This is a genomic window from Arthrobacter sp. 10N43 (assembly GCF_056394525.1).
The window spans coordinates 1-23,800 of the sequence record NZ_JBFTIA010000021.1; the positions used below are offsets into that span (position 1 = coordinate 1).

Here is a 23,800-nt window from a genome sequence, read left to right on the forward strand (position 1 = left end):
AAGGGCAGGTTACTCACGTGTTACTCACCCGTTCGCCACTAATCCCCGGTGCAAGCACCGGATCATCGTTCGACTTGCATGTGTTAAGCACGCCGCCAGCGTTCATCCTGAGCCAGGATCAAACTCTCCGTTGAAGTAAAACAGACACAACCCAAGAACCCCGGGAAAACGGGATAACCAGGCTGCACAAAATTTGAAACCAGCTGTAAAAACCAGACCACACCACGGGGTGGCRYAACCTGGTCAATTCAACCAATCCATTACAATAAATTGGTATCAACAAACTTGGCACACTATTGAGTTCTCAAACAACAGACACACCCGGCACCACCACAACCAACATTCAGTCGCGGATCGCTCCGGAGCAACTTTTCAAACTTACCCGATCTTGGGAGTGTTTGCAAATTCGCATTTCTGCGATTTACTTTCTTCCAAGAAGGTCCCCACCGTTATTTAGCGCGCAAATTTGCGAACCATTTTCAGGCTGTTTATCAGGGGGTCGGTCGCTTTCTTTCCGCATCAGCGGCGGCGACTCGAATTACTTTACACGCCGGGAGGACCCCGCACAAATCGGCCCGTGGAGGCGGTGCCCTACGCGCAGAACCCTGAATTGGCGCGGATTACCGGCCGCCCCCGCCCCTATCAGGCCGCACACACGCCCAACTGGGTTTTGTGCACCGCGTCACACTCCGCAACAGTGCCGCCGTCGTGCGTCTCGCAGACCCGCCGGCACGTGGTCGGGGGCGCTTCCCGAAGCCTCTGTCCCGGCGTCGGCCGCAGGACTATGCTTCCAGCTGCACCGATGGGATTACCACCGTGCGGAAGTCGTTGCGTGGAAGGACATCAGTCATGGAATGCATAACGTGGTTCGCGCCGATTTTGCCCGGGAAGCTGGAGGCGTGGAAAGCCCTGGACTCGGAGATGAACGGGACGCGCGCCGCGGACCACAAACGTTCGCGCGAGCGCATGGGCATCACCCGGGAGGTCGCCAGCCTCATGCAGACTCCCCAGGGGGACTTCGTCTGCCTGTTCCATGAGGCCGAGGACCTGGCCAAGGCGTTCGGGATCCTTGCGACCTCGGACGATCCCTATGACGTCTGGTTCCGCGAGCAGCTGGTGGAGCTTCACGGGCTGACGCCGGAGATGCTGCAGGGCCCTCCCCCGGCCCAGCTGACGTTCGACTACAAGGCGGGGTGAGCGTCCGCCACACCGAATTCGACGGCGCCCCTGCGTGCCATACTCAGAGCGTGACGACGTCGTACGCGTTCCGTGCCGAGCTGTGGCACAACCCCGAGCAAGCCGGCTGGCACTTCATCACGCTGCCGCCGGACCTGGCCGAGGAGCTCAAGGACGAGGCCGCGCCGTTCCGCAAGGGCTTCGGTTCGGTGAAGGTGAGCGCCTGCATCGCCGGGCAACGGTGGCTGACCTCGCTCTTTCCGGACAGCAGGCGCAACTCGTACCTGCTCCCGGTCAAGAAGACCATCAGGACCGCGGCCGGCATCCATGCCGGGGATCAGGTGGATGTGGAACTCGACCTGGAACTCCCGGGCTGAATCCGGCGACGGTCCGGCGCGGGCCTTCGACGGTCCGGCGTCAGTCCGGGTACCGTCACCGCGCCGCCGTGGCCTCCACGAACGCCACCTGGGTGGCATATTGCTGATAGAGCTTGACGGCCTCGTCGATGTCAATGTGCCCGAAGTTCAGCGAGACCTGCAACCCCTCCAGCTGGGCGCTGGCCGTCTCGGCCGCGCTCACACGGTCCGCCACCGACCGGGACGTGGCGAAATTTGTTGCCAGCGCTGCTGCCACGGAACAGACCACCGCCAGCAGGCACAGCCCGCGCCACACGATCGAGTCGTCGGCCAGGTTGAAGACGGCCGCCACCGCTTCGGTGAACCCAGTGCCCCCGACGGCGGGACCTGCCGTGAACGCGGCGGCAAGTGCGCTGCCCACAATGCTGATGCCGGCCAACCGGGTCCGACGTGGTCGTTCCCGGCCGAGGTAGGACTGAAGGTCCCGTTGTTTGTCATCGATGCGGTTGGATAGCTTCTGCCGCGTATCGGATGTTTCGTCCATGACCTGGTCCCCGGTTCCCTCGCCGATCGTGTCCGCACGCCCGAAAAGTAGGATCCGGCTGCCAGCGGTCCGCCTGTTTCCCCGGCTTCCCCAGCCAAGGCGGAAGCTCCGCCGCGTAGCCGCTCCCCCGAAACGCGCACACGTTTAGGATGCTCCCGCGCCCCGGCGAGTGTCTAGACAGACCCGCCAGCTGCGCTGCCGGAGAATTCGCCCTGCACCGGCATTCCGCACCGTCCCCGGAATTGCGCGCCAAAAACGGACAGCCGCTGCGTGAATCCACGTAGCGGCTGCCCGGAAACGTGGCGGAAACCAGGTTGCGGCCACTTTTTTTCCCGCCGCCGTGGGTCCGCGGATGATCCCGGCGACCTCCGCATGGCACTCAGGCAAACGCACGACGTCGGGCCTGGCCTCCGTCTCCGTTTCTGGAGGCGGGGGTCAGGCCCGGACGGTTACTGGAGTGCGGCTGCGGGGATTCGGTCAGCGCAGGGTCCGCAGGGTCGCGTACGGTTCGCTGGGGAGATTGCCGGCCATCCATGGGCGGGTGGACCGGACGGGCGGGGTGTGGCCCCGGCCGTCGCGGAAGACCGCGACGAAGGTGGCGACGGCTGCGAAGACCAGGAGTCCGGCGAGCAGGATGGCGGTTAATTCCATTTGTGAAGCACCTCGGGCGAGTGAGCTGGTTGATGGGGCGGATGATGGGCAGGTTGTGGGCCGGAATCCGGGGTGATCGGTGCGGGTTTGGCGTTGCGGCTGTGGTTCTGGATTCCGGTCCTTTTGTGGGGACATGTCCAGTTTCCGCTCGGACCGTGTGAGCCACCGTGTGAGCTTTTTTCCGGCCGGCTTCCGGCCTGTTTCCGGCCAGGTTTACCGCCCGGTGCGGCTCCGATCGCGCGTCGCCAACAGCTCCGCCAGCACCCCCGCCGCTACCCCGTGGCACCGCCACCATCACCCCCTCCCGCCCCCCCACCAGCGGCGTAGCATGACTCATATGGCCGACACTTGGATTCGGCTCCTCGGTCCGCCCAGGATCGAGTCCGCTGGCACCGCACCCCGGCAGCCCCGCGGCCGCAAGGCGTGGGCTGTGCTGGCCTACCTCGCGCTTCAACCGGGCGGCACCGGCCGGGCCCGGACGGCGGCCCTCCTGTTCCCCGACGCCGAGGACCCCCTCGGCGCCCTGCGCTGGAACCTCTCCGAACTGCGGCGGACCCTCGGCGCGGAATCGGTCGGCGGCGACCCGCTGCGGCTGGTGCTGCCGGCCGGGTGGAACTGCGACGTTATGGCGGCCCTGGCCCCCACCAAAGACGCCGACCCCCGCACCCTCGACGGCGAACTCCTGGAGGGGCTCGCCTTCGACGAATGCCCAGCGTTCGAATCTTGGCTGGAGGACCAGCGGCACCGGCTCGAGAACACCGTCCTGACACTGCTCTACGAGGCGTCGCTCGCCGCGCTGGCGGCCGGAAGGGCGGACGACGCCGTCGACCTCGCCACCCGTGCGCTGCACCTGGACCCCTTCAACGCCGACTGCCACGCCGTGCTGATCAAGGCCCTGGTGTCCCTGGGCGAATACCGTCGGGCGCGGGAGCAGGCGGACAAGTGCCGCGAGCTCTACCGCCGGGAGCTCGGACTGGGTGTGCCCGCGGAGGTGCGCCGGGCGCTGTCCGACGCGGCGCCGGCGGCCGGTTCTGCGGCCGAGCCGGGGCTGCCGGCGAGTTCCGCCGCGGTGCGGTCCTACCTCGATGCCGCCGAGGCCTCGCTCTCGGCTGGCTCGGTGGACCGTGGTCTGGAGCAGTTACGCCTCGCGGCCGAGATCGCGCAACGGACCGGCGACCATCATCTGCTGGCTGAATCGCTGGTCACGCTGTCCGGGGCGCTGATCCATCAGGCCGGCGGCCGCGGCGCCGAGGTGGCCGATCTCCTGCACAGAGCTTTGAAGTCGGAGGGATTGGATCCTGAGGCGCTGCAGTCGGACACGCGGAATCCCGGGCGGCCGGCCTCGCGGGTGGCGGCGGCCGCGTACCGGGAGCTCGGGTACCTGTCCGTGCAGCGCGGCATCCCGGACCGGGCGGCCGGCTGGCTGGAGCAGGCGGCCCGGGCCGCGGACGGGTTCGACGACGAACGGTCCCGGATCCTGGCCATCCAGGGCATGGCGGCCTCGGATACCGCGCACTACAGCGAGGCTTTGGCGGCCCTGGCCGAATCGATCCGGCTCGCGACCGCTGTGGGCGGCCGCCGTCTGCTGGCGTTCAGCGAGGCCCTGGCCGGCCGGGTGCATCTGCTACGCGGGGATCTGGAGCCCGCAGCTGAGTGCCTGGACCGGGCCCAGGAACTGATCGCGGCCGAACACTGGACGGCGTTCGAGCCCTTTGTCGCCGGGCTCCGCGGCGAGACCTATCTCGCCGCGGGCCAGCTGGAGGAGGCCGCTCCCCTGATCGACCGCTCCTGGGTGATGGCCGACGTCGCGGGCGACCACTGCTACCTGACCCTGGCCGCCGGGGCCAAGGCCCGGCTCAGCATGGCGCTGAACGATCCCGCCGGGGCCGAATCCTGGCTGAAGCGGGGTCTCGACACCACCCCCTGGTATCTCTGGTACCGGGCCCGGCTGCTGGACACGGCCGCCGAGGTCGCGATCGACGCCGGCTCGCCCGCCGCCGGGGACTACGCCGACCGGCTGGGCACCATGGCCAGCCGCGGCGCCTTGCGCGAACTCGTGGTCCGGGCGCACTCGCACCGGGCGGTCCTGGGCGACACCGCCGCCGCCGAGACCATCCCGTGGCTGGCCAAGGACATCGACAACCCGGCGCTCAACACCTACCTGGCACGGCGCGGGCAGCTCTGACGACTGGCTAAGTCGCGCAGGCTGTGGAGCCACTGCGTCGCCCCGATGCACAGGCGAAGATTCCTGCTGACGGGACCCACACCCGGTGCTAGGGTGACGAAATGGCAGCAACCCTGGTTCGTCCCCGGCGTGGCAAGGTCATCGCCGGGGTGTGTGCCGCCCTGGCCGACCGTTTCGAGGTCCCGCGGTCGTTCGTCCGCCTCGGGTTCATGTTCTTCGGCCTTTTCGGCGTGGGCGAGTTTGTCTATCTCGCGCTGTGGATCATCATCCCCGAGGGCGACTAGCCCGAGCACGGCTTCAGCACAGGGCAGGACTGCCGCACCGCACAGGGCATAGCTGCCATCACTGGAGCTGAACGACGGCGGTGGCGCGCCGCCGTCGTCGTCGTACTCCTGTGGAAGCACGGGTGGGTTAAACAAAAGCAGGGCCCGTCCGAAGACGGGCCCTGCTAGAAACCTAACGGTTCCGGGTATCTAAGGAAATTAGATAGCCTGGATGTTGGTGGCCTGGGGACCCTTGGGGCCCTGCTCGGTTTCGAAGGAGACCTTCTGGTTCTCTTCGAGGGAGCGGAAGCCGGAGGAGTTGATCGCAGAGTAGTGTGCGAAAACGTCCTGTGAGGAGTCATCGGGGGAAATGAAGCCGAAGCCCTTTTCAGCGTTAAACCATTTGACGGTACCAGTAGCCATTATTTTTGTCCTTCGTGAAGGTGGAGGAACTGTCCCGACTTTCGGGTCCTCCTGTTTGGGGTGCTCAAAACCGCTGCTTCAGAAGAACATGGGCTTTCGACCATGCGTACTGCCTGAACTACGAACTGCATAAACACAACAACAGGATCAACTGTACAGGAGATTCCGGACACCAATTACCACACCCCCGTCGAGGCGCCGTCCGCGGCACCCCGCCCCGCACCGCGCCAGCCGTCTGCGTGCCCGAGTGTGCCGTGCCGCTCGCGGGCATATCCTGCAGGAAGACCTGTCCGTGACCGTCAGTTACCGGAGGAAGACCCATGGAAATGCCGAAAGCGTCCGACGCCGACAAGGAGCACTTCCGCTCAGTGCTGCCCGACCAGCCCGAGGTGGTCATCAAGCCGATGTTCGGAAACCTCGGGGCGTTCGTGCACGGGAACATGTTCGCGGGCCTGTTCGGCCCCACCATCGGTGTGAAGCTGGCCGAGGCGGACAAGGAGGCGCTTGAAAGCACCGAGCGGACGGTTCCGTTCGGGCCGCCGGAGCGCCCCATGGGCGGCTACACCGGTTTGCCGGAGGTCTGGAACGCCGAGGGTGACGGCGACGATGCGCGGGCCAAGGCATGGGTGGAGAAGGCATTCGAGCACGTGGCGGGACTGCCGCCGAAGGCTCCGAAGGTTTCCAAGCCCCGGCCCAAGAAGTAGCAAGGCTTAGGGCATTACAACGTTCACGAGTTCTGACCGGCTGCCGGTCTCCAGGTCCTCGGTGAGCGCAAGCCCACCGATCTGGGGGCAGTGATACTTGTACTCGCGGGCGCCCTTTTCAAGCGGCGTCCAGTCGTAGACCTTGACGCAGTCGGTGTACGTGCCTGACTTGGTGGAGACGGTCTCGCCGGTGGCTACGGTGTCCCGCGTGTCTTCCGCGTGGCCAGGGTAGAACTCCTGCTTGTAGGAGTCACCGACGCTCTGCTCGGCCTTCATCCAGATGCCGGCTTTTGCCCCGTCTTGTCCATGGAGAAAGCTGCCGGAGTGGTTTACCAGCGTTCCATTCGCGTAGTTGCCCACTTCCTCGCCGAAGTACCAGACGTCGCCGTTCTTGTGTTGCGCCAGGTAATCCCGGGTTTCCTCTACCAGCTGCCCGTTCTTGTACTCCTTATCCAGATAGATCGCCGTCTCAACGCCCTCTATGGTTTTGGTTTCCGGCAGGATTTCGATCTCGATCCTCTCGGTGACTTTTCCGTGCTCGGTGGTCTCGTAAGTCAGTTTTTTGCCGACAGGGAGGGCGAAGTATTTGTTGGTGATTTCCGTGGTGAAATCGGCGGGGTTGATCTGCGGGTTGTACTCCGCGGCCATACTCCTTTTTGTGTTGTCGAGGACAAATAATGTCGCCCCGCCAACAACGAGCAAGAGGACGATCACACCAAAGAAGATTTTGGTTCGTCGCTTCATGACCGTTCCCACTCCTTCTGAGTAGAAATTCCTGCACTGGGTCAGAGCACCGTTGCTTGCCCATGGCCCTAGGAAAAAGGTAGCGGTCCGCACGGAACCAGAACACCCTTGACGAACACCGCATGTGGAGAGCGCCTCCCCGTAGCGCCAGCGAAGGTACGATCTGTCTCAGCGAGCGGGACGCCGCCCGTCATCACTTTTGCCTAAGTCTTTATGGGGGAGACGAAATGCTTGAATTGATACGCATCTACTGGACGCGCCAATTACTCAGGCTGAGCATGGCCGCGTTGACAGTGTGGATCTTCGCGGCTGCCATCCTGTCGCTCGTGGCGCGTTCCGGGAACGCAACTGCGGTACGACAACCCACGACCGTCACAACCATTTTTACAGGGATGTTCGACGGCATACTGGCGGCCGTCGCGCTTCCTGGCGTACTCGCCGTCGTCCTAGCCATTAGCGCGTCGGTCATCCGGGCGAGGGACGTGAAGCGCCGCGATCCGGTCCGGCGCTTCAGCCGCCAGCAGCGCCGGGAAGGCATGTCGAGGGCGGAAGGCAAGTGCGAGATGGAGGCGGGCTTCCGCCGCCGTTGTTCCCGTCCTGCGGAACACGGTGACCATTTCTATCCGTGGTCCAAGGGCGGATCCACCAGCCTGCAGAACTTCGTCGCCGCGTGCAGCAGGTGCAACCGCGCGAAAGGCGCGAAGATCCCGTCGCCAGGCCAGCAGGAAAGGCTGGAACGACGACGGCGGACGTACGTAACGCACGAGGATGCGGTTGCGGTTGGTGAACGGCAGCCGCTCCCGAACTGAACCGAAATCAGACTCCGCAGAGGGTCAACACCCTGGCGATCGGGGCCGGGGTGGCCGGGCTGGCCACCAGGTACGGGCGAACGTGGGACGAAATCCAGACCTATTACAGTTGACAAGAAATTAAAACCGCAAATGACAGGTTTTGTTGACTAAAGAAGTCTATATCGAACGCGAGTTCCAGTGCTAAGGTCGGCGAGAACTTTCATCTGAATCTGATTTGTGGGGGCACAAATGAATACACGCCTGGGGCGCAACGATGTTCGATTTCCTGACGGAATGACTTGCCAGCTGGCCAACGGCAAACGGCTTTCGCCAGTTTCTGGTCGGCTAGCCAAGACCGCAGTCATGGCAAGCGCTGCTCTCCTGGCGCTTACAGCTTGTGGAGGCCAAACTGTGGCCTCACTGCCGACGGCGTCATCTTTCAAATCAGCTTCCGAGACTCCCACTGCATCGCCCACGGCTACTGCGCCCGCAACAATCTCCTGCATCACGGAAGATTCCAGTGAAACCCACCAGCAAACCGTCTTTATCTGCACGAAGGCCGACGATGGAAAGCTGCTGTGGATGGAGCAAACAGCATCAAAGCGGGTAAAGGATGCTCGGGCAGCGGCCGCTTCGGTCGCCCTTAAGGCCGCTGCCGCCAAGGCAGCTTCTGACGCAGCCGCCGCGGAAGCGAAAGCCAAGGCTGCGCAGGAACAAGCCGCGGCGGAAGCGGCACGCCAGCAGGCCGCTGCGGCAGAATCAGCACGCCAGCAGGCCGTAGCCGCGGAAGCCGCACGCCAGCAAGCCGCAGCGGCGGCTGCCGCAGTGAAGGTTCAAATCCCCGTTCGGCCAGTAGTCCCAGCAGCTCCCTCTGGATGCGATCGCAACTACTCAGGTGCATGCGTGCCGATCGCTTCTGATGTGGACTGCGCTGGCGGGAGCGGCAACGGTCCAGCCTACGTACGAGGACCAGTAACCGTCGTCGGAAGTGACATCTACGGCTTGGACCGCGACGGTGACGGTGTTGGCTGCGAATAGCGCGGTCTACTCCATTCAACACGTGACTAGGCCGTATTCCTCCACCGGTATGGGGGTGGGATTACCAAAACCGGGCAGCATGTAGCCCCCCCCCCCCCGGTGTCGTGGTTGCCACATATCCGCTGAGCACGCGACTGCCTTTGCGTGTCCTCAAGAGTGCAAGGCAGTTGCCGGGCCGGCGGCAGCGCTGCTGACGGCGACCTGTACGTAGCGACGCTGCGGGCATATCCTGCCAGCAAAGCCAGCCCTGCATCTTGGCTACGGAGAAGAACCATGGAGACCCCGACGGCCGCCCGACATGCGGCTCCGCAAAGCGTCGACACAATTATCATCGGGGCTGGGCAGGCGGGCCTGGCCACGAGCTACTGGCTGAGCCGGGCCGGCGTCGAACATCAGTTGCTGGAACGGCGCGAAACCCTTGGCGGGGCCTGGCAGGACCGGTGGGACGCGTTTTGCCTGAACACGCCGAACTTCTCGCTCGCGCTGCCCGGCATGCCGTATGACGGCCCCGCCCCGGAAGCATTCATGCTGCGAGATGACCTCATCGGCTATTTCCGGCACTATGCGGAGAGCATCGGCGCTCCTGTCCGGACGGGTGTGGATGTCACGCGTATCGCGCCCGCGGAGGGCGGCGGCTTCAACGTGGCCACAACCCAGGGCAGCTGGCGGGCCCGGAACGTGGTGCTCGCTACCGGCGGTTACCAGAAGCCGAAAATCCCCGCACTGTCGGCCCAGCTCCCTGGCCACATCCTGCAACTTCACACCGACAGTTACCGCAACCCGGGCCAGCTGCCCGACGGTGCCGTGCTGATCGTTGGCACCGGCCAGTCCGGCGGCCAGATCGCCGAGGAACTGCTCGCCGTCGGCCGCGAAATCCATCTGGCGGTGTCCACGTGCCCGGAAGCACCGCGCCGGTACCGCGGCCAGGACCTCCTCTATTGGATGATGCAGCTTGCACAATTCGGCCCCGACTACGGACTGAACGGCCTCACCGTGGGGCAGTTGCCCTCCCCCGCGGCGAGGTTCGCCTGCAACCCGCTGGTGTCCGGCGCCGACGGCGGCCACGACATCCACCTGCGGGACCTCGGCCGGCGCGGCGTCCGGCTGCACGGCCATTTGGAAGCAGCCGACGACGGCGACCTCGTCTTCACTGATGACATTCCGGAACGCCTGGGCCTGGTGGAGGCGGCGTTCTACCAGCGGATGAAGCCGATGTTCGACAGCTATATTGCCGCCACCGGCATGTCCGCACCGGAGCCGGAGCCGCCGCGCAAGGACGACTGGATTCCTTCGGAGCCGGCGCGGCTGAACCTTGAAGCCGCCAACATCACCTCGGTCCTCTGGGCCACGGGCTACCGGCTGGACTTCAGCATCCTGGACATCCCGGTGCTGGACGAATGGAACTACCCCCGGCACCACCGCGGCGTCACCGAACACCCGGGCTTGTACGCCGTCGGGTTGCCGTGGCTAACCGGGCACGGCTCGTCCATCGTGGCGGGCGTGGGCCGCGATGCCGAATACATCGCGCAGCACATCGCGGAGAACAATGCACAGGACATCGGCGCCCGGTGACGGCGGCGTCCCAGAGGGGCGGCTACCCCGCGCAAGGCCCGTCGAAGTCCACTGGCGCGGCGAGGCCGGCCGAGCTGAACCATTCCCTGGCCCATGCCTGAACCGAGGGCATCGCGAGTTGCTCGGCAACAAGCCCCGGCGGCCCGTCGAACACGGCCTTCCCCTCCTCCAGGAGGTCCCCGGTACCGCTGCCGGCGAGGAGCCCGAAGAGGGCAGGCTGGTCGAGGAAGGGAAACTTCGCGCCGTCGCCGTCGGTCAGCACGCCCCAGCGCGAGGTGAACAGCGAAAACTCCTCCGGACGCTCCGCGCAGTCAACCACGAGCGGGCAGGCTTCGCCGTCGAGCTGGATCCGCCGGTAGTTGGGCTCCGTCTCGTCGAGGGCCATCAGCTGGACATCGTCCAGCCACGAAAGCCAGACCGCTGCGCACTCCCCCAGCAGCGGATACGGGGCCGCGGCGATGTAGCCGGCCTTGCTCACGTGGGCGGAGTGGCCGACGGCGATGTTGTGGAGCTGCCCCCGGACCAGCGGCAGGACCGCGCTGACAGGCTGGTGGTAGTTGGCGAATTTCCGCCGCATCACGTCGGCGCTTGAATTCGAGCCGATGGAGACCACCAGGGAACGGGCTTCCAGCGGTGCCGCGCCCGCTTGCGCGAGGGCTTCATCCAGTCCGGCTGAAAGCTCAAGGGGCCGGAATCCATCACCGTCCATGACACCCGAAGCCACGGGCGAGTCCCACGGATACAGCAACGGATCCAGATGGCCGGCGGCGCTGACCCCGCCGGTCCGGTTCAGTTCCATGGACTCGGCCGGGTGAAGCCGTCGGCATCGTGCTGGAGACTAATCAAGGTTGCCCGCTTTCGTGATTCGGGACTTCCAGTGTCCCGCACTTTTTGGGGAACGCCACCTTCGGATTTTAAGGGGCCCCGGAACCCGGCGCCGGAGATCGACGACGCCTCCATGGTCGGGCGGACGGCTACGCCGCGTCGCGCCAACGCGTCACGCAGGGCGGGGTGGACGCCAACGTGCGCAGCTCCGAGGTCCTCACCGGCGACGTGCACCGCAACTGGGCCACTGACGTCAAGGTGGACTACAAGGATCGGGCGCCGCCGCAGTGGGGTCGGAACTGGTGTGCACGTCCATCACCTCCACGGGCAATGGCTCCGACTCCACCACGGACGCGACAATGGCCTGGAACCCGCACCTGAAGTTCTACAACGTCACCCGCGGCTACGTGAATACGAAGATCACCAAAGACGCGATGACAGCCGGCTTCCGGACGCTGGACCACGTCACGACGCTGGGACCGCCCGTCCGCACGAAGGCCTTCTTCCAGATCCGGGAAAGTGTTCCGGGGCTGCAGTAGCGGGGGAAGAATCCGTTCGAACCAGCCTGGACGACGGCGGGCACGCGTACGCCGTCGTCGGCTCTCCCCCGCCGTTGGGCCTTCACGGCGCCCGCGAATACCCACGGATGCCTGGACTGGTTAGCTTTGAATGGACGCAAAAGCCGTACTCACGAGGCAGAATCGTGAGCCCAACGGTACGATCTCCCTAGCTGCAGCGCAGCAGGGTTTCGACAGGGCTGTAAATCGATGGGGGACGACTGAATGGTGGAACTGAAACGCATCTACTGGATCCGCCAGGCTCTCCGTGCGGCCTATTCGGCTGTGATTGTGTGGCTGGGCGCCTCCGTTGTCCTGGCGCTCATGCCGAAAGCGAACCCGGCGGGCAGCCGCAGCGCAGCAACCGCAGCCGAAGTTCTTCGCGGCATGGCCGACGGCGTTCTGGCTGCGGTCGCCGCCCCGGGGCTTTTACTGGTGGTTCTGACGATTGTTGCGGCCGTCATCCGCGCCAGAGACCTGAAACGCCGGGACCCGGCCCGGCGTTTCAGTCGCCAGCAGCGCCGGGAGGGCATGACACGCGCCGGTGGCCAGTGCGAGATGGAGTCCGGACTCCGGCGGCGGTGCCGGCTTCCTCCTGCGCACGGCGACCATTTCTACCCGTGGTCCAAGGGCGGATCCACCAGCCTGGAGAACTTCGTCGCGGCCTGTGCCAGGTGCAACCGGGCCAAGGGCGCGCGGGTTCCCTCGCCCGGTCAGCAGGCAAGGATGGAACGACGACGGCGGGAGTACGTTGCACCGGCCGGTTCCGTCAGCGTCGGTGCGCGGCAGCCGCTCGCCTGAGCGACCGGAGACGAAGCAGTGCGGGTAGTTCGCTGAACTCCTGACGCACCCAGGTCCCAGCCACCCGCACCCCGGACCGACGCCGCAATAAAATAGGGACGGCACTACTCCTCCACAGCCTGTCTGTGATCGCCTGTACCTTTGGCCTAACGTCAGCACGCACCGCCGCCTCAAAGACACGATGGACTACTACGCAATCAATGCCCCGCGTGAAAACCACGCAGGCTGGTCCCTGTTGGGCGCCTAGAACGCGCCGCTCGCCATCTCGTTTTTTGTGGCCGCCTTCACCGTGCCCAACCAGCGCAACCTTGGGCGGCAGCAGCTCGCCGAAATTCAGCGGATCCGCGAGGGCACCATCCGGGTCATGACAGCGCCGGAAGCGCTGGACCATTTCCAGCAGCTGACCGCCCTGGCCAAGGACCTCCTCTCAGACTTCCGCGAGGTGGAGCAGAACTTCCGGAAGCCGGACCGCCAAGTCCGCGAACCGATCGCCACGAGGGACGGCACCCAGGGCGAGCTCCTGGAATCGATCTTCGCCAACCAGCAGGACATCAGCAGCTCGCTGCAGGGCCGGACGTTCCAGGGCTTCGGGGACTACCTCATGTCCCCGGAGTCCCGGAGAAAACTGCAGGAACTCCTCCAGCGCGCCACACGGATCGAAGCCCTCGCCCACACCGAGAACCTCCACGCCGTGGCGAACCTGCACCAGGACTGGCTGCCCGCCGTCGAACAGACCGAGGGCACCGTCCGCCAACTGTCCCAGCAGATGCGCCGGCTGCTCGACGACAAGGTCTTCCTGGAGAACAAGCGCATCATGCAGCTCATCCGGAGTGTCGACTCCGGCGCCCTCGCCACCCGGGAGCAGCCGCCGTCGGGAGACTTTATGAGCATCGCGGCACCGTCCGTCGACATCACGCTGCCGTTCGAACGGCCGCTGTATGAGCCGAGTCGGCGGGTGATGGTGGACGACGTCGTCCTCACCGCCGATGACGCCGACGTGGACGCCGGCGCCCTGTTCAGCCAGTTCTACGTGGACAAGGAACGCCTCAAGGCCAACATCGACGCCGTCCTCGCCGACGCGGAACAGGCCACGCTCGCGGAGGTCACCGCGACTTACCCCGTCTCCCAGGGCCTCGCGGAGATCATGGCCTACTACCAGCTGGCGACGGAATCGGACTGGGCGAGCATCAACGCCGAGTCCTTCCAGCAAATAGCCTGGCATTTCCCGGACGGCAGCATCCGCGAAGCCACCTTCGAACAGATCATCTTTGGAAGGCCAGCATGAATCCGGCAGCGAATTTCCCCAGCCCGGCAGAAGCGGACATTATTTAGGCGGAAGCTCCGAACACGCCAAAGGCAGGGCGGCTTTCACAGCCGGCCTGCCTTTGGTTGCGACCTTGCGAAGTTCGTGGCGGGGCTCGTCGCAGCCCGAAGACGCCACATTTCACGCTCCGGGAGTCTCGGAACCCCAACACGACTCTGGAGAACTTCTGGGACAACATTCCGAGGCCCGTTCACCTGCGCACTGCCGGTGGACGTGTCTCGTCTCGTCTAGGAGATGTTCACGAGACAGAACTCCCCAGTGTGTTCAGATGACGCTACAGGCGCTGTCTGCTGACCCGGGACCGGAGGTAACAGGATCGGCATGTTGGCGTGACATGAGCAGCCACACGGGTGAGGCGTGGAGCAATCAAAGAACCGCACGCCGTCCTCTGTGCCGGTTCCCTCGACCGTTTTCGCCTGGCAGGTTTTATCGGTTGTCAGCTGTCGCATTGGCGGCTGTTCGGTCTTTCGGGTGCCTCATCTCAGCGGGCACGGGGTCGTCGGCTATTCCAGCGGTCGGAGAGGGCAGGTCTTGCTCTTCAATCTCCACCACATAGCGCTGCCATCCGGACCCAGCTTGGTATCGCGCCAACCAGACCTCGATGGTTCCCAGCAGTTTCCGAGACTTGCGTCGGGCTCTGCCTCTGAACCAGACGTCGGAGATGCCCTCCGGCAGGGCGAGATCCTCAACGGGCTCTATCGACCCGTCCTCGTACGAGTCGGACAGGCGATAGAAGTAGTGCTCCACGTCGTGACCTCGCCCAAACAGGAAGAGATGGCGCTCATCCGCCGGTTGGGCTTGCAGCTTCTCGATGTTTTCGCGCGCCCAGTCCGCAGCCAGCAACTCCGCGCAGACGTCAGCGAGCTCGTTCAGGCGCAATGGGATCTGCCCGCCCTCCGTCTGAGGTCGGCCTTCCTTTTTCGCCCGGGCCCATTCGGTCAAAAGGTCCGTGGCAGGAGGTGACGTGATCTCGACGATGCCTCGAGTTCGGCCGTCGTCACTCACCCACGCGCCATCGGGCATCTTGTCCCCGCCCGCGGAGTCCGCGAGCCTGATGTCGACACCAAGGACATGCTCCATGGCCAGGAATGCGATCTCTTCTTCGCGGCGTGCTTTCGCGCCGGCACCGTTGCTCATTCCTAGATTCCACCACATCCTGGTGGCCACGGTGAATTTGGGTTCAGGCTGAGCCCGAGTATTCGATCACTTGCTGTGACTCGACCAGCCGCGCGTGTGCGGCGGTGATCATGCGCCCTTCCGGTAGGTCGCATTGAACACAACCTCGGCAAGCCATCCCTTGAAGCTGCTGTTGTCCTGGAACTCCTTGAAGAGCTGGGTGTCATCGGCGATGAGTCGAAGCATCACTTGGCTAAGCGCCCGGTCACTCTCGACGCGGGCGTTCACCGGGTCGTTGTTGGTCTGTGCGTTCCGGTAGGCCTCGTCCTCAGACACAAGCCGCGGGATCTCCTCCGTGATGAAGCGCTCGACGCGGTCGGCATCATTCCACTCGATGTTGCCGAAGTAATCGTTGAAGCTCCTCACGATCGCGGAGAGCCTTTCGAGCTCCGGGTCCGTGCGGTGTCCGCCACCGGCGGCCGGAACAGGGTCGAGCGTGCCGTCCTCGTCATCGAGCACGATCTTCATCGCGTTGAGCTTCTCGGCGCGGTACGACTCCAGGTCGATGTTCTCGAGGATCCCGGCGGCGAGGTCTTCTTCCTTGGGGGCTGGCAGCTTGGGGACGAGATGGTCGAGGAAGATGGAACGCTTCTCCCACTCAGCGCTGCCGTACGGCAGCACCGTGGACAGGAAGTTGTAGGTGCGCAGGAACGCCTTCGCGTTGCCCTTGAACGTCACCTGGTCGTCCTCGTCGGGGAGCTCAATGTACTTGGCGACACAGACGTCGAGCAGCGGGTCGAGACGGTCACGGGTCTCCCCCGCCAGGTAACGGCTGACGAACTCGTCGATATGCTCCGGCGTGTAGATGCCGAACGCGTCGAGGTCGTTGACGAGATCGTGCAGTTTGTTGGCATCCGTCTCTTCTGCCAGCACCGTCGTGCGGTAGTACGGCTCGAACGCTCGCTGGATGTCGTCGGCCTCGTTGGCGAAGTCGAGCACGAAGGTGTCGTGCTTGGCGGGGTGCGCTCGGTTGAGCCGCGACAGCGTCTGCACAGCCAGTACGCCAGAGAGAGTCTTGTCGACATACATCGTGTGAAGAAGCGGCTCGTCGTAGCCGGTCTGAAACTTGTTCGCGACGACAAGAACCCGATGTGGATCGGTCTTCACTTGCTCGGCGATCGCGTTGGACGGAAAGCCATTCAAACTAGCCTCCGTCACCTTCATGCCCTCGTAGTCGTGCTCGCCGGAGAACGCCACGACAACCTGGTACGGGCTCTTGCGGGCGGTGAGTGCATCGCGCATGGCATGGAAGTACTCGATGCACCGTGCGATCGATGAGGTCACGACCATGGCACGGGCCTGGCCGCCGATCTTGCGCTTCGCAACCACCTGAGCGAGGAAGTGGTCGACCATGATGCCGGCCTTCTGTCCGATCGCGTGTTCGTTGCCCTCAACGTAGGCGCGGAGCTTCTTCGAGGCGCGCCTGGCATCGAACTCGGGATCGTCCTCGACGGTCTTCATGAGCTTGTAGTAGCTACCGACCGGAGTGTAATTGGCGAGGACGTCAACGATAAAGCCCTCCTGGATCGCCTGTTTCATCGTGTACGAGTGGAACGGCCGGAAGCCCGTGCCCCCGTCCGCGTTGGGGACCGGCTCGCCGAACATCTCGAGAGTCTTGTTCTTCGGCGTCGCGGTGAACGCAAAGTAGCTCGCGTTCGTCAGGAGCTTCTTGCCTTCGATGATCCGGTTGATCCGGTCCTCGACGGTGTCCTCCTCGTCGGCTTCGACGCCGCCGAGCGCACGCGAGACGGCCGCGGAGGTCTTCGACCCCTGGGAGGAGTGCGCTTCATCGATGATGATCGCGAAGGTCCGGTCACGGTGATCCGCGCCGATGTCGTCCAAAATGTACGGGAACTTCTGCACGGTGGTGACGATGATCTTCTTGCCCGCCGTGATCGCCCCCCGAAGATCACCGGACCTGTCGGCGTGGACCACGGTTGACCCGACCTGCAGGAACGACTTGATGGTCTGAGTGAGCTGGTTGTCGAGGATGATGCGATCAGTCACCACGATGATCGAGTCGAACGCAATGCGACCAGCGTGCGTGGCCTCGGTGAGCTGGTGAGTCAGCCAGGCGATCGAGTTCGACTTGCCGCTGCCCGCAGAGTGCTGGATGAGATAGCGGCGACCCGCACCACGTGCTTCGACGTCGGCAAGCAGGCGGCGCACCACGTCGAGCTGGTGGTACCGGGGGAAGATCCCCTTCGATACCTTCTTGCCAGACCTCGGGTTCTTCTCGACGACGATCTGAGCGTAGTTCTCGATGATCCCTGCGAGACTCCGCGGCGCGAGCACTCGCCGCCACAGGTAGTCCGTCATGACCCCCTCGGGGTTCGGCGGGTTCCCGGCGCCGTCGTTGAACCCCTGGTCAAAGGGAAGGAACCATGACGAGATCCCCTTGAGTTCCGTACAGAACCGCACACGCTGATCGTCAAGCGCGAAGTGCGCGATCGTCCGCCCGAACGCAAAGAGCGGCTCGCGAGGATCGCGGTCACGCTGATACTGCTGCACCGCGTCTTCAACCGTCTGGTTCGTGATGTTGTTCTTCAGCTCGAACGTGAACACCGGCAGACCGTTGACGAATGCCACGAGATCGACGGCATCACCTGTGTTGCTGACGCTATGATGCACCTGTCGGGTGATAACGAACCGGTTCGCATCGAACAGGACGGCGGCCTTAGCATTGCCCACCGCCGGCGTCGGGTAGTACAAGTCGACGTTGAAGCCATGGTGGTCGACCCCATTGCGCAGGGCATGGACGACGCCTCGCCGGGTGACCTCTCCCTGCAACCGAGTGAGGAACTTATGGCGCGTGGGAGACTCCGTCGCGAGGCCGAGCGGTTCGACGAGGTTGGGCTGGGTCGCCCCAATGAACGCTACGAAGTGGCCGAGGTCAAGGGCGTAAGACGCGCCGTAGTCGGCCGGTGCGCCCTCGATCCAGCCGCCATCTCTCATCTGGGCGACGATGAGCGCCTCCAGGCTTTCCTCGTTGAGTCGCTGCATGGTCACTCCTCGATCTCGCCCAATGCTTCCTCGAGATCATCATCGGGCCCGAAGGTTCCGCCATCGAAAGATTTGGGGCCATCAGGCAACGCCGCTGCGATCCCCCTGACATCAAACTGGCCCGTCACAACGTCGGCAACGAGGCGAGTGCGGAACTCCTGGAGGAGCACGATCTCGCGCCGAACTCGTTGCATCACACTGCTGATTTCCTGTTCAGCTGCCCAGACTTCCCGAACGAAGGACGCTTGAGCGTCCAGCGGGGCCAGCGGGATACTGATTCGCTTCATCCGACCAAGACCAAGATCCTGATTAGTCGCTCCTCGAGTCTCAAGTTGTGACTGCTCGTAGCAGGCCGGGGAGTTCAGCACAACCTCGAGAAACTCTGGAGACACTAGATCCCTCTTGAGCTTTAAGACGGCGATGTGCACCCACACCTGAAACCTCTCATCGAGATCCACAGCCTTTGCTACACCAGTCGTTCCACCCTTGGTATAGAGAACATCACCGACCTCAGGACGCACGCGCCTGTCAAACTCGGCGGCAAGGCCATCATCGACATATTTTAGGTCCTCGAACGACCACGCCCCTGGTCGAACGTTTCGAGCTGACAAGAATGGGACGCCTGAGTCCGTATACGTGGGTGAGAAATGAGGGCCGTCAACGGCGCGATGGATAACCCGTCCGAGAGGAACGGCGCTCCAACCGTTCCTCACATACGGAAACCATCGATCTCCCGTAAAGGTATCTCCGCCCGAAATTCGGGTGCTTACTTCGACGCGACGCTGTTCTTCAAGGAGGGAGATGAGGCGACGCTTTGCGGAGATGGCCTTGTCGATTCGGGCATTCGCGTGGGCGAGGTACTTCGCGATCGCGGCCTGCTCCCCTGCCGGTGGCACCAGGCACGGCATGCGTTTAAGGTCAGCCCAACTCAACTGCTGGCGCAGACCGCTACCCATCCCATATATCCGCTTCGATGAGTCGACCACCCTCAGGTACTGAAACGCATATGGGTCGGTCCAGCCACCGATCGATCGAAGGCCAATGTAGGCCGAGGTGATGATCCCCCGATGCTTGACTTGCCCTACTCGGATGCTCGTCCGGTCATTCTGCAGATCAGTAGGACGTACGACAACGTCCCCTGGATCAAGCACCTGGTAGCCCTCATAGGATTCAGGGACAAGACCACGCTGCTTCTCGATGGGCTTGACAACCACCTGCCCATAGCTCAGCGAAAGTACCTGCGACTCAATCAATCCATGGTTCTTGCGCCGGTTCTCCTGCAGAACAGCGAGCCCCGGTTGCACCCGCCAGTGACTCGGAGTTCGAGACGACCAGAAAGAATTCGACGATAAGTCCGCGTACCGCGGCAGATCACGAAACATCAGTCCACACCCGCGATCTCGGCGATCAGGTCATCGGTCTCGGCTTCGAGGGCACGGATGTCGGCCTGAATTTCGGCCAATGTGCGCATCGGCGAGGGCTTGTAGAAGTGGCGGGTGAAGGAGATCTCGTAGCCGATCTTTGTCTTCGACTCGTCGATCCAAGCATCTGGGGCGTAGGGGGTGACTTCGCGACGGAAGAAGGTCTCGATGCCGTCGCCGTGTTCACCTGCCGGTTCGGTCAGCGGGACTTGCTCGGTGTCGCGGAGCTCGGTGTCGGGCTCGTACTCCACTACGCGAATGCTGTCGTCGACGATCGCTTCGTAGCGACCGTGCAGCGGGTCGGGCACGGCTGCGTACGCGAGCACCTTCCTGATGACAGGCGGCGCTGCCTCATCGCGCACGCCTTCCTCCTTGAGCTGCTTGATCTCCTTGACCGTGTAGACGCGGTTCGGGTCCACCCCGACGATGCGCAACGGTCGCTCAACGGTGATCTTGTGGTAGCCAAAGTCGACTCCGTCGAACACCTTGGAGCGATCGGGGTCTTCGTACTGGTCGAACGCCGTGAAGGCTTTGAGCACCTTGTCGGCGTCAGTCTTGGAGACCTCGACGCCCTTTTCACCGAGGTTCTTGCGGAGCGGCGTAGACCATCCGGTGGCGTCAATGAGCTGCACCTTGCCCTTGCGGCGCTCCTCCTTGCGGTTGGAGAGCACCCATACGTAGGTCGCAATACCGGTGTTGTAGAACATTTTGAGCGGCAGCGCGACTATCGCCTCGAGCCAGTCGTTCTCGATGATCCACCGGCGGATGTTACTCTCGCCCTGTCCCGCATCGCCGGTGAACAGCGAAGATCCGTTGTGGACCGATGCGATCCGCGAGCCCAGCTCCGTGCCCTGTTTCATCTTTGAGATCAGGTTTGCCAGGAACATCAGCTGCCCGTCGCTGCTGCGCGTCACGAGGGAGAACTCACTGTCGCCATCGTGCGTGACCACGAAGCGCGGGTCGATGATCTTCTTCGCGCCTCCGAGGCGGTCCTGGTCGGTCTTCCAGCTCTTGCCGTACGGCGGGTTCGAGAGCATGAAGTCGAACTCCTGGCCGGCGAAGGCATCGTTCGACAGCGTCGAGTACTCGGGACCGCCAACGATGTTGTCGGCCGCTTTGCCGTCGCCCTTCAGAATGAGATCGGCCTTGGCGATCGCGTATGTCTCGGCGTTGATCTCCTGCCCATACAGGTGGGTAGAGACCTTCTTGCCGGCGGGTTCCGTGAGATGGTGCAGCGTCTCCTCGGCGACAGTCAGCATGCCGCCGGTGCCCATCGCGCCGTCGTAGAGACGGTACGTGCCCGAAGGGATCGCGTCTGCGATCGGTTCGAACATCAGCCGGGTCATCAGCCGCACGGCGTCGCGCGGGGTCCAGTGCTCGCCGGCTTCTTCGTTGTTCTCCTCGTTGAAGCGGCGCACTAGTTCTTCGAAGACGGTGCCCATGCCGTGGTTGTCGAGGCCTGCCGGCGACAGGTCAAGGTCAGGCGCGAGGAACTTCTCGATCAATGATCCGAGCGCATCGGCCTTCGTGAGCCGGGGGAGCTGGTTGCGGAGTTCGAAGTTGTCGATGATCTCCTGCACGTTGTGGGAGAACCCGTCCAGGTACGCCTCGAAATTCTGCCGGAGACGGGTCGAGTTGGATACATGGCGCAGGTCCTGCAGCGAGAACCCCGACGTGTTGTAGAAGTCCTGCTTCGCCGCGTCCCTGAGCGGCGCATCCTGATCGGCGATGCCTGCACCGTCGAGCATCTTCTTCATCGTCATCACGGCATCACGCGTCGGACCAAGGACGCTGTCGAGTCGCCGCAGGACTGTGAAGGGGAGGATCACATCGCGGTACTTGCCGCGGACGTAGAGGTCGCGGAGCAGGTCGTCAGCGATGTTCCAGATGAGCGCCACGATTCGAGCGTGGTTGATGGAGCTATGCGGCACGAGGATCCTTCACTCTTGACCAGACTGCCGGGGCGACGATCTGCTGTAGGAGAGCCGCCGAACCTGCACGAAGGCAGACGGCTCCTCGGATATTCTCTCAGACCTGGTAGTTCCACCTCTGAACGGTCACACGGCGAGCCGTCCCAGCATTTTGCATCCCAAGGCCCCGGCGACTGCCATGAATGTCGAATGGCATGATGCCAGAGGATTGGGAAGGCGGTGGCGATGCACGTGCGTCGCGCGACTCAAGCACTCCGCGTGGAGACTATTCCAGTGTCGACAGCTTTCTCTGGGCCAGTCTCTTCACGGCCTCGGGAGTTGGTCGGCCACGTTGGGCGTCCACGCAACCCTAAGTTGCGCAGCCCGGATCGTCCGGTGCAAATTGAGAGCCATTTCTCTCCGTGATGCCGGATCCGTCCGGAGCTTCCCATCCGGCGATCTCAAAGTATCGAAGGGTGACGGCAGGGGCGGCATCGTCAGATGCGACAGTCGCACCACCTCTTCCGGCGTCTGACGTCCCTGGGCCTCGTCCAAGGTGACCCGCAATTGGGCCGCGTGGATATTGCTTCGCATCCGTCGAATGGTTTGTTCGCTGGAGGTCCGGGCTTCCTCGTCAGCGAAGGACTTAGCTCGCGCCAGCCCTGTGCTGTATCGCTTTAGTCAATTCGCGCAACAACATCGCCGCTTCCCGCAAAACCTCTGGTGGGACCTCCCCAGCCCTCCGGTGGAAGACTCGGTTGCGTAGGTCACGCATCGTGTCCAATTCCGTATATTGCTCGGGAGAAATCAGTCCTCGATCACGAAGCTGCCGTAATAGGGCCGACAAAGGTGGCAACCTATCGTCTTCGAACTCGGCTATGTCCTTCAGCAGAGTTTCAAACAGCACCCACGCAGTGACGAACTCGCCGAGGGCCAGCTTTCCTGGTGAGCTGGCTTTCAAACTTGTAGTCGTAGTCCGTCTTCGATTTGTCGGATGGCGCGAAGCAGCCATAGCGCTTAGGTACGCGTTGTAGCGTGATTGGTCGCCCGAGAGCATAAGATCCGCGAGTTGATCAGCCACGGGCCGGCGCTCGAAGTCTTGCTCCAGCAGATTTAGATAAGTCGTCACTGAGGAGGCGGTCGCCGAACTCTGCTCAGCTAGATAGTCGAAGAGCACGTCTATCCGACCCAATGTCGCATCGGTAAGGTCGATACCCAGGGCAGATAGGCGCGTGCGGAGAAACTCAGCTAGTTCGTAGTGGTTTCGAAAAGGTGTCACAGCGACAGTTACTCTCGCATCGCCAGCCTGCTGAAGTTGCTCGAGGGCGATTTCGCCGGCGAGCACTAGACCGTTGAGCTGGTCAAGAAGTGCGTACTCTGAAGACGAAAGTTCGCCTTCCAGTGGCTTGTACACCAAGTCATGCTCGACCTCAGACCACGCATGCATAAGAACAGACGCCACTTGGACTTCAACGAGAGCCGACGCGTAGCGCTCTTGGCCCGCGCTCAAGCGAGACTCCGGGATGTTGACCCGGAAGTGTCGAGCACCGTAACCGGAAAATCGCTGCCGGCGGGCCGGGGCGTCCGAATCTGTTTGCGCGCCGCCACCGCAAGCCACGTCAAGCTCGGGCTCGCCAGCCTTGCTAGCATCTGCGTCCCTCTTAGGGGGGAAGTGTTTGCCCGTCTGAACGTCAAGCGTCGTTCGAATGACTTGCTCCACTTCATCCATCTGGCCAGGGAAGTAGAGCGCTACGCGGACGCCAGCACGGTCAGCGATATCTTCATTGATCTCCGCAATGGACTTGTACGGCGTCTGGCGGTCGCGCGAATGCAACTTATCAACAAGTCGATCAACGGATTTGGCCCGACTAGTGACTATGGCGCGCAGGCCCGAGCTGGCAAGTTCGGTCTCCAGCAGGCCACGAGCCGTGCGCGCCGATGCCTCCCAAAAGTCGAACTGCCGCTCGTACTCACTTATGAAGTCGTCAATGACTCCCACACTTACCCCCTAGACGTGGCTGTCGTTCATGAGGAGTCTACGGTTCGAGCCAGCAAGCTCCACAAATCCAAACGGGCGAAGTCGCGGGGTTTCATGTCTCACGTTGGGATCACATCAGCGCTCCTCAGCCATCCAGACGCCGGACCTCATCGGGAGTCCTCGCACGCGCCGAGCAGTGTTCAGCACTGGCCGGAACTGTCCGAGGAGGGACGCTTGATCCGGGCGCCCCTACTTCACCGAGCCAGGTTGCATATCAGCAAAGGCAACTATTCTGCGGGATCGTCCCTTTACTAGAGCTCCTACAGCGACCTCGACGCGGGCACCGGGTCGCTGTGTC

At 63.3% G+C, this 23,800-nt stretch carries 19 protein-coding genes, 1 rRNA gene and 1 pseudogene; 10 read left to right on the forward strand and 11 right to left on the reverse strand.

Going from position 1 to position 23,800, the window contains the following annotated elements:
* Positions 1–134, reverse strand: a 16S ribosomal RNA gene (locus tag AC1DDO_RS21965); the annotation flags it as partial.
* Between the two features lie 715 nt (positions 135–849).
* Here AC1DDO_RS21965 and AC1DDO_RS21970 point away from each other — a divergent pair.
* Together AC1DDO_RS21970 and AC1DDO_RS21975 are read left to right on the forward strand one after the other, a co-directional pair.
* Positions 850–1,197: a hypothetical protein gene (locus tag AC1DDO_RS21970; RefSeq protein ID WP_441411443.1), complete on the forward strand. Its 348-nt coding sequence runs from the start codon at positions 850–852 to the stop codon at positions 1,195–1,197.
* A gap of 50 nt (positions 1,198–1,247) precedes the next feature.
* Positions 1,248–1,553: a DUF1905 domain-containing protein gene (locus AC1DDO_RS21975; protein WP_476972749.1), complete on the forward strand. Its 306-nt coding sequence runs from the start codon at positions 1,248–1,250 to the stop codon at positions 1,551–1,553.
* A gap of 55 nt (positions 1,554–1,608) precedes the next feature.
* On the opposite strand, the gene AC1DDO_RS21980 is transcribed toward AC1DDO_RS21975, so the two are convergent.
* Both AC1DDO_RS21980 and AC1DDO_RS21985 read right to left on the reverse strand, forming a co-directional pair.
* Entirely contained in the window at positions 1,609–2,076 is a 468-nt protein-coding gene (locus AC1DDO_RS21980; RefSeq protein ID WP_441411445.1) for a hypothetical protein, read from the reverse strand.
* A gap of 477 nt (positions 2,077–2,553) precedes the next feature.
* Entirely contained in the window at positions 2,554–2,727 is a 174-nt protein-coding gene (locus AC1DDO_RS21985; RefSeq protein ID WP_441411446.1) for a hypothetical protein, read from the reverse strand.
* A 337-nt stretch (positions 2,728–3,064) separates the two neighbouring features.
* Here AC1DDO_RS21985 and AC1DDO_RS21990 point away from each other — a divergent pair, with 337 nt between their 5' ends.
* Entirely contained in the window at positions 3,065–4,912 is a 1,848-nt protein-coding gene (locus AC1DDO_RS21990; RefSeq protein WP_476972750.1) for an AfsR/SARP family transcriptional regulator, read from the forward strand.
* Positions 4,913–5,013: 101 nt separating this feature from the next.
* Positions 5,014–5,196, forward strand: coding sequence for a PspC domain-containing protein (locus AC1DDO_RS21995; protein WP_476972751.1), 183 nt, complete (start codon positions 5,014–5,016; stop codon positions 5,194–5,196).
* A gap of 198 nt (positions 5,197–5,394) precedes the next feature.
* On the opposite strand, the gene AC1DDO_RS22000 is transcribed toward AC1DDO_RS21995, so the two are convergent.
* On the reverse strand, positions 5,395–5,598 hold the full coding sequence (locus AC1DDO_RS22000; protein ID WP_011690916.1) for a cold-shock protein: 204 nt from the start codon (positions 5,596–5,598) through the stop codon (positions 5,395–5,397).
* Between the two features lie 320 nt (positions 5,599–5,918).
* On the opposite strand from AC1DDO_RS22000, the gene AC1DDO_RS22005 reads away from it, so the two are divergent.
* Positions 5,919–6,302 carry a TfoX/Sxy family protein gene (locus tag AC1DDO_RS22005; protein WP_476972752.1) on the forward strand — a complete coding sequence of 128 codons (384 nt, stop codon included), beginning with the start codon at positions 5,919–5,921 and terminating at the stop codon, positions 6,300–6,302.
* 6 nt (positions 6,303–6,308) lie between these two features.
* On the opposite strand, the gene AC1DDO_RS22010 is transcribed toward AC1DDO_RS22005, so the two are convergent.
* Complete coding sequence (locus AC1DDO_RS22010) at positions 6,309–7,046, reverse strand: hypothetical protein (RefSeq protein ID WP_476972753.1); 738 nt, start codon at positions 7,044–7,046, stop codon at positions 6,309–6,311.
* Between the two features lie 227 nt (positions 7,047–7,273).
* Between AC1DDO_RS22010 and AC1DDO_RS22015 the strand changes: the two genes are divergently transcribed.
* Together AC1DDO_RS22015 and AC1DDO_RS22020 are read left to right on the forward strand one after the other, a co-directional pair.
* Entirely contained in the window at positions 7,274–7,855 is a 582-nt protein-coding gene (locus AC1DDO_RS22015) for an HNH endonuclease (RefSeq protein WP_476972754.1), read from the forward strand.
* Between the two features lie 1,293 nt (positions 7,856–9,148).
* The gene (locus tag AC1DDO_RS22020; protein WP_476972755.1) at positions 9,149–10,447 is read left to right on the forward strand and encodes a flavin-containing monooxygenase; all 1,299 of its coding nucleotides are present in this window, start codon (positions 9,149–9,151) and stop codon (positions 10,445–10,447) included.
* 22 nt (positions 10,448–10,469) lie between these two features.
* On the opposite strand, the gene AC1DDO_RS22025 is transcribed toward AC1DDO_RS22020, so the two are convergent.
* Positions 10,470–11,246: a hypothetical protein gene (locus tag AC1DDO_RS22025; RefSeq protein ID WP_476972756.1), complete on the reverse strand. Its 777-nt coding sequence runs from the start codon at positions 11,244–11,246 to the stop codon at positions 10,470–10,472.
* 126 nt (positions 11,247–11,372) lie between these two features.
* Here AC1DDO_RS22025 and AC1DDO_RS22030 point away from each other — a divergent pair.
* The 3 genes and pseudogenes from AC1DDO_RS22030 to AC1DDO_RS22040 all read left to right on the forward strand — a co-directional run.
* A pseudogene (locus AC1DDO_RS22030) lies at positions 11,373–11,811 on the forward strand (alkaline phosphatase D family protein); the annotation flags it as partial.
* Between the two features lie 243 nt (positions 11,812–12,054).
* Positions 12,055–12,630 carry an HNH endonuclease gene (locus AC1DDO_RS22035; protein WP_476972757.1) on the forward strand — a complete coding sequence of 192 codons (576 nt, stop codon included), beginning with the start codon at positions 12,055–12,057 and terminating at the stop codon, positions 12,628–12,630.
* Positions 12,631–12,904: 274 nt separating this feature from the next.
* Positions 12,905–13,915: a DUF3375 family protein gene (locus tag AC1DDO_RS22040; protein ID WP_476972758.1), complete on the forward strand. Its 1,011-nt coding sequence runs from the start codon at positions 12,905–12,907 to the stop codon at positions 13,913–13,915.
* A gap of 465 nt (positions 13,916–14,380) precedes the next feature.
* Here the strand turns inward: AC1DDO_RS22040 and AC1DDO_RS22045 are convergent, their stop codons facing one another.
* From AC1DDO_RS22045 to AC1DDO_RS22065, 5 genes are all read right to left on the reverse strand, one after another.
* Positions 14,381–15,091 carry a hypothetical protein gene (locus tag AC1DDO_RS22045; protein ID WP_476972759.1) on the reverse strand — a complete coding sequence of 237 codons (711 nt, stop codon included), beginning with the start codon at positions 15,089–15,091 and terminating at the stop codon, positions 14,381–14,383.
* A 108-nt stretch (positions 15,092–15,199) separates the two neighbouring features.
* Positions 15,200–18,133, reverse strand: a complete 2,934-nt coding sequence (locus tag AC1DDO_RS22050; RefSeq protein ID WP_476972760.1) for a type I restriction endonuclease subunit R — start codon at positions 18,131–18,133, stop codon at positions 15,200–15,202.
* A gap of 2 nt (positions 18,134–18,135) precedes the next feature.
* Positions 18,136–19,386, reverse strand: coding sequence for a restriction endonuclease subunit S (locus tag AC1DDO_RS22055; protein WP_476972761.1), 1,251 nt, complete (start codon positions 19,384–19,386; stop codon positions 18,136–18,138).
* A 128-nt stretch (positions 19,387–19,514) separates the two neighbouring features.
* The gene (locus AC1DDO_RS22060) at positions 19,515–21,485 is read right to left on the reverse strand and encodes a type I restriction-modification system subunit M (protein WP_476972762.1); all 1,971 of its coding nucleotides are present in this window, start codon (positions 21,483–21,485) and stop codon (positions 19,515–19,517) included.
* 625 nt (positions 21,486–22,110) lie between these two features.
* Positions 22,111–23,463, reverse strand: coding sequence for a hypothetical protein (locus tag AC1DDO_RS22065; protein WP_476972763.1), 1,353 nt, complete (start codon positions 23,461–23,463; stop codon positions 22,111–22,113).
* Positions 23,464–23,800 lie beyond the last annotated feature (337 nt).

Coding starts and splice junctions, on each gene's coding strand:
- AC1DDO_RS21990 (WP_476972750.1), top strand. CDS start 3,065: ATGGCCGACACTTGGATTCGGCTCCTCGGTCCGCCCAGGATCGAGTCC.
- AC1DDO_RS22005 (WP_476972752.1), top strand. CDS start 5,919: ATGGAAATGCCGAAAGCGTCCGACGCCGACAAGGAGCACTTCCGCTCA.
- AC1DDO_RS22025 (WP_476972756.1), bottom strand. CDS start 11,246: ATGGAACTGAACCGGACCGGCGGGGTCAGCGCCGCCGGCCATCTGGAT.
- AC1DDO_RS22015 (WP_476972754.1), top strand. CDS start 7,274: ATGCTTGAATTGATACGCATCTACTGGACGCGCCAATTACTCAGGCTG.
- AC1DDO_RS22010 (WP_476972753.1), bottom strand. CDS start 7,046: ATGAAGCGACGAACCAAAATCTTCTTTGGTGTGATCGTCCTCTTGCTC.
- AC1DDO_RS21995 (WP_476972751.1), top strand. CDS start 5,014: ATGGCAGCAACCCTGGTTCGTCCCCGGCGTGGCAAGGTCATCGCCGGG.
- AC1DDO_RS22000 (WP_011690916.1), bottom strand. CDS start 5,598: ATGGCTACTGGTACCGTCAAATGGTTTAACGCTGAAAAGGGCTTCGGC.
- AC1DDO_RS22020 (WP_476972755.1), top strand. CDS start 9,149: ATGGAGACCCCGACGGCCGCCCGACATGCGGCTCCGCAAAGCGTCGAC.
- AC1DDO_RS22035 (WP_476972757.1), top strand. CDS start 12,055: ATGGTGGAACTGAAACGCATCTACTGGATCCGCCAGGCTCTCCGTGCG.
- AC1DDO_RS21980 (WP_441411445.1), bottom strand. CDS start 2,076: ATGGACGAAACATCCGATACGCGGCAGAAGCTATCCAACCGCATCGAT.
- AC1DDO_RS21985 (WP_441411446.1), bottom strand. CDS start 2,727: ATGGAATTAACCGCCATCCTGCTCGCCGGACTCCTGGTCTTCGCAGCC.
- AC1DDO_RS22050 (WP_476972760.1), bottom strand. CDS start 18,133: ATGCAGCGACTCAACGAGGAAAGCCTGGAGGCGCTCATCGTCGCCCAG.
- AC1DDO_RS21970 (WP_441411443.1), top strand. CDS start 850: ATGGAATGCATAACGTGGTTCGCGCCGATTTTGCCCGGGAAGCTGGAG.
- AC1DDO_RS22045 (WP_476972759.1), bottom strand. CDS start 15,091: ATGAGCAACGGTGCCGGCGCGAAAGCACGCCGCGAAGAAGAGATCGCA.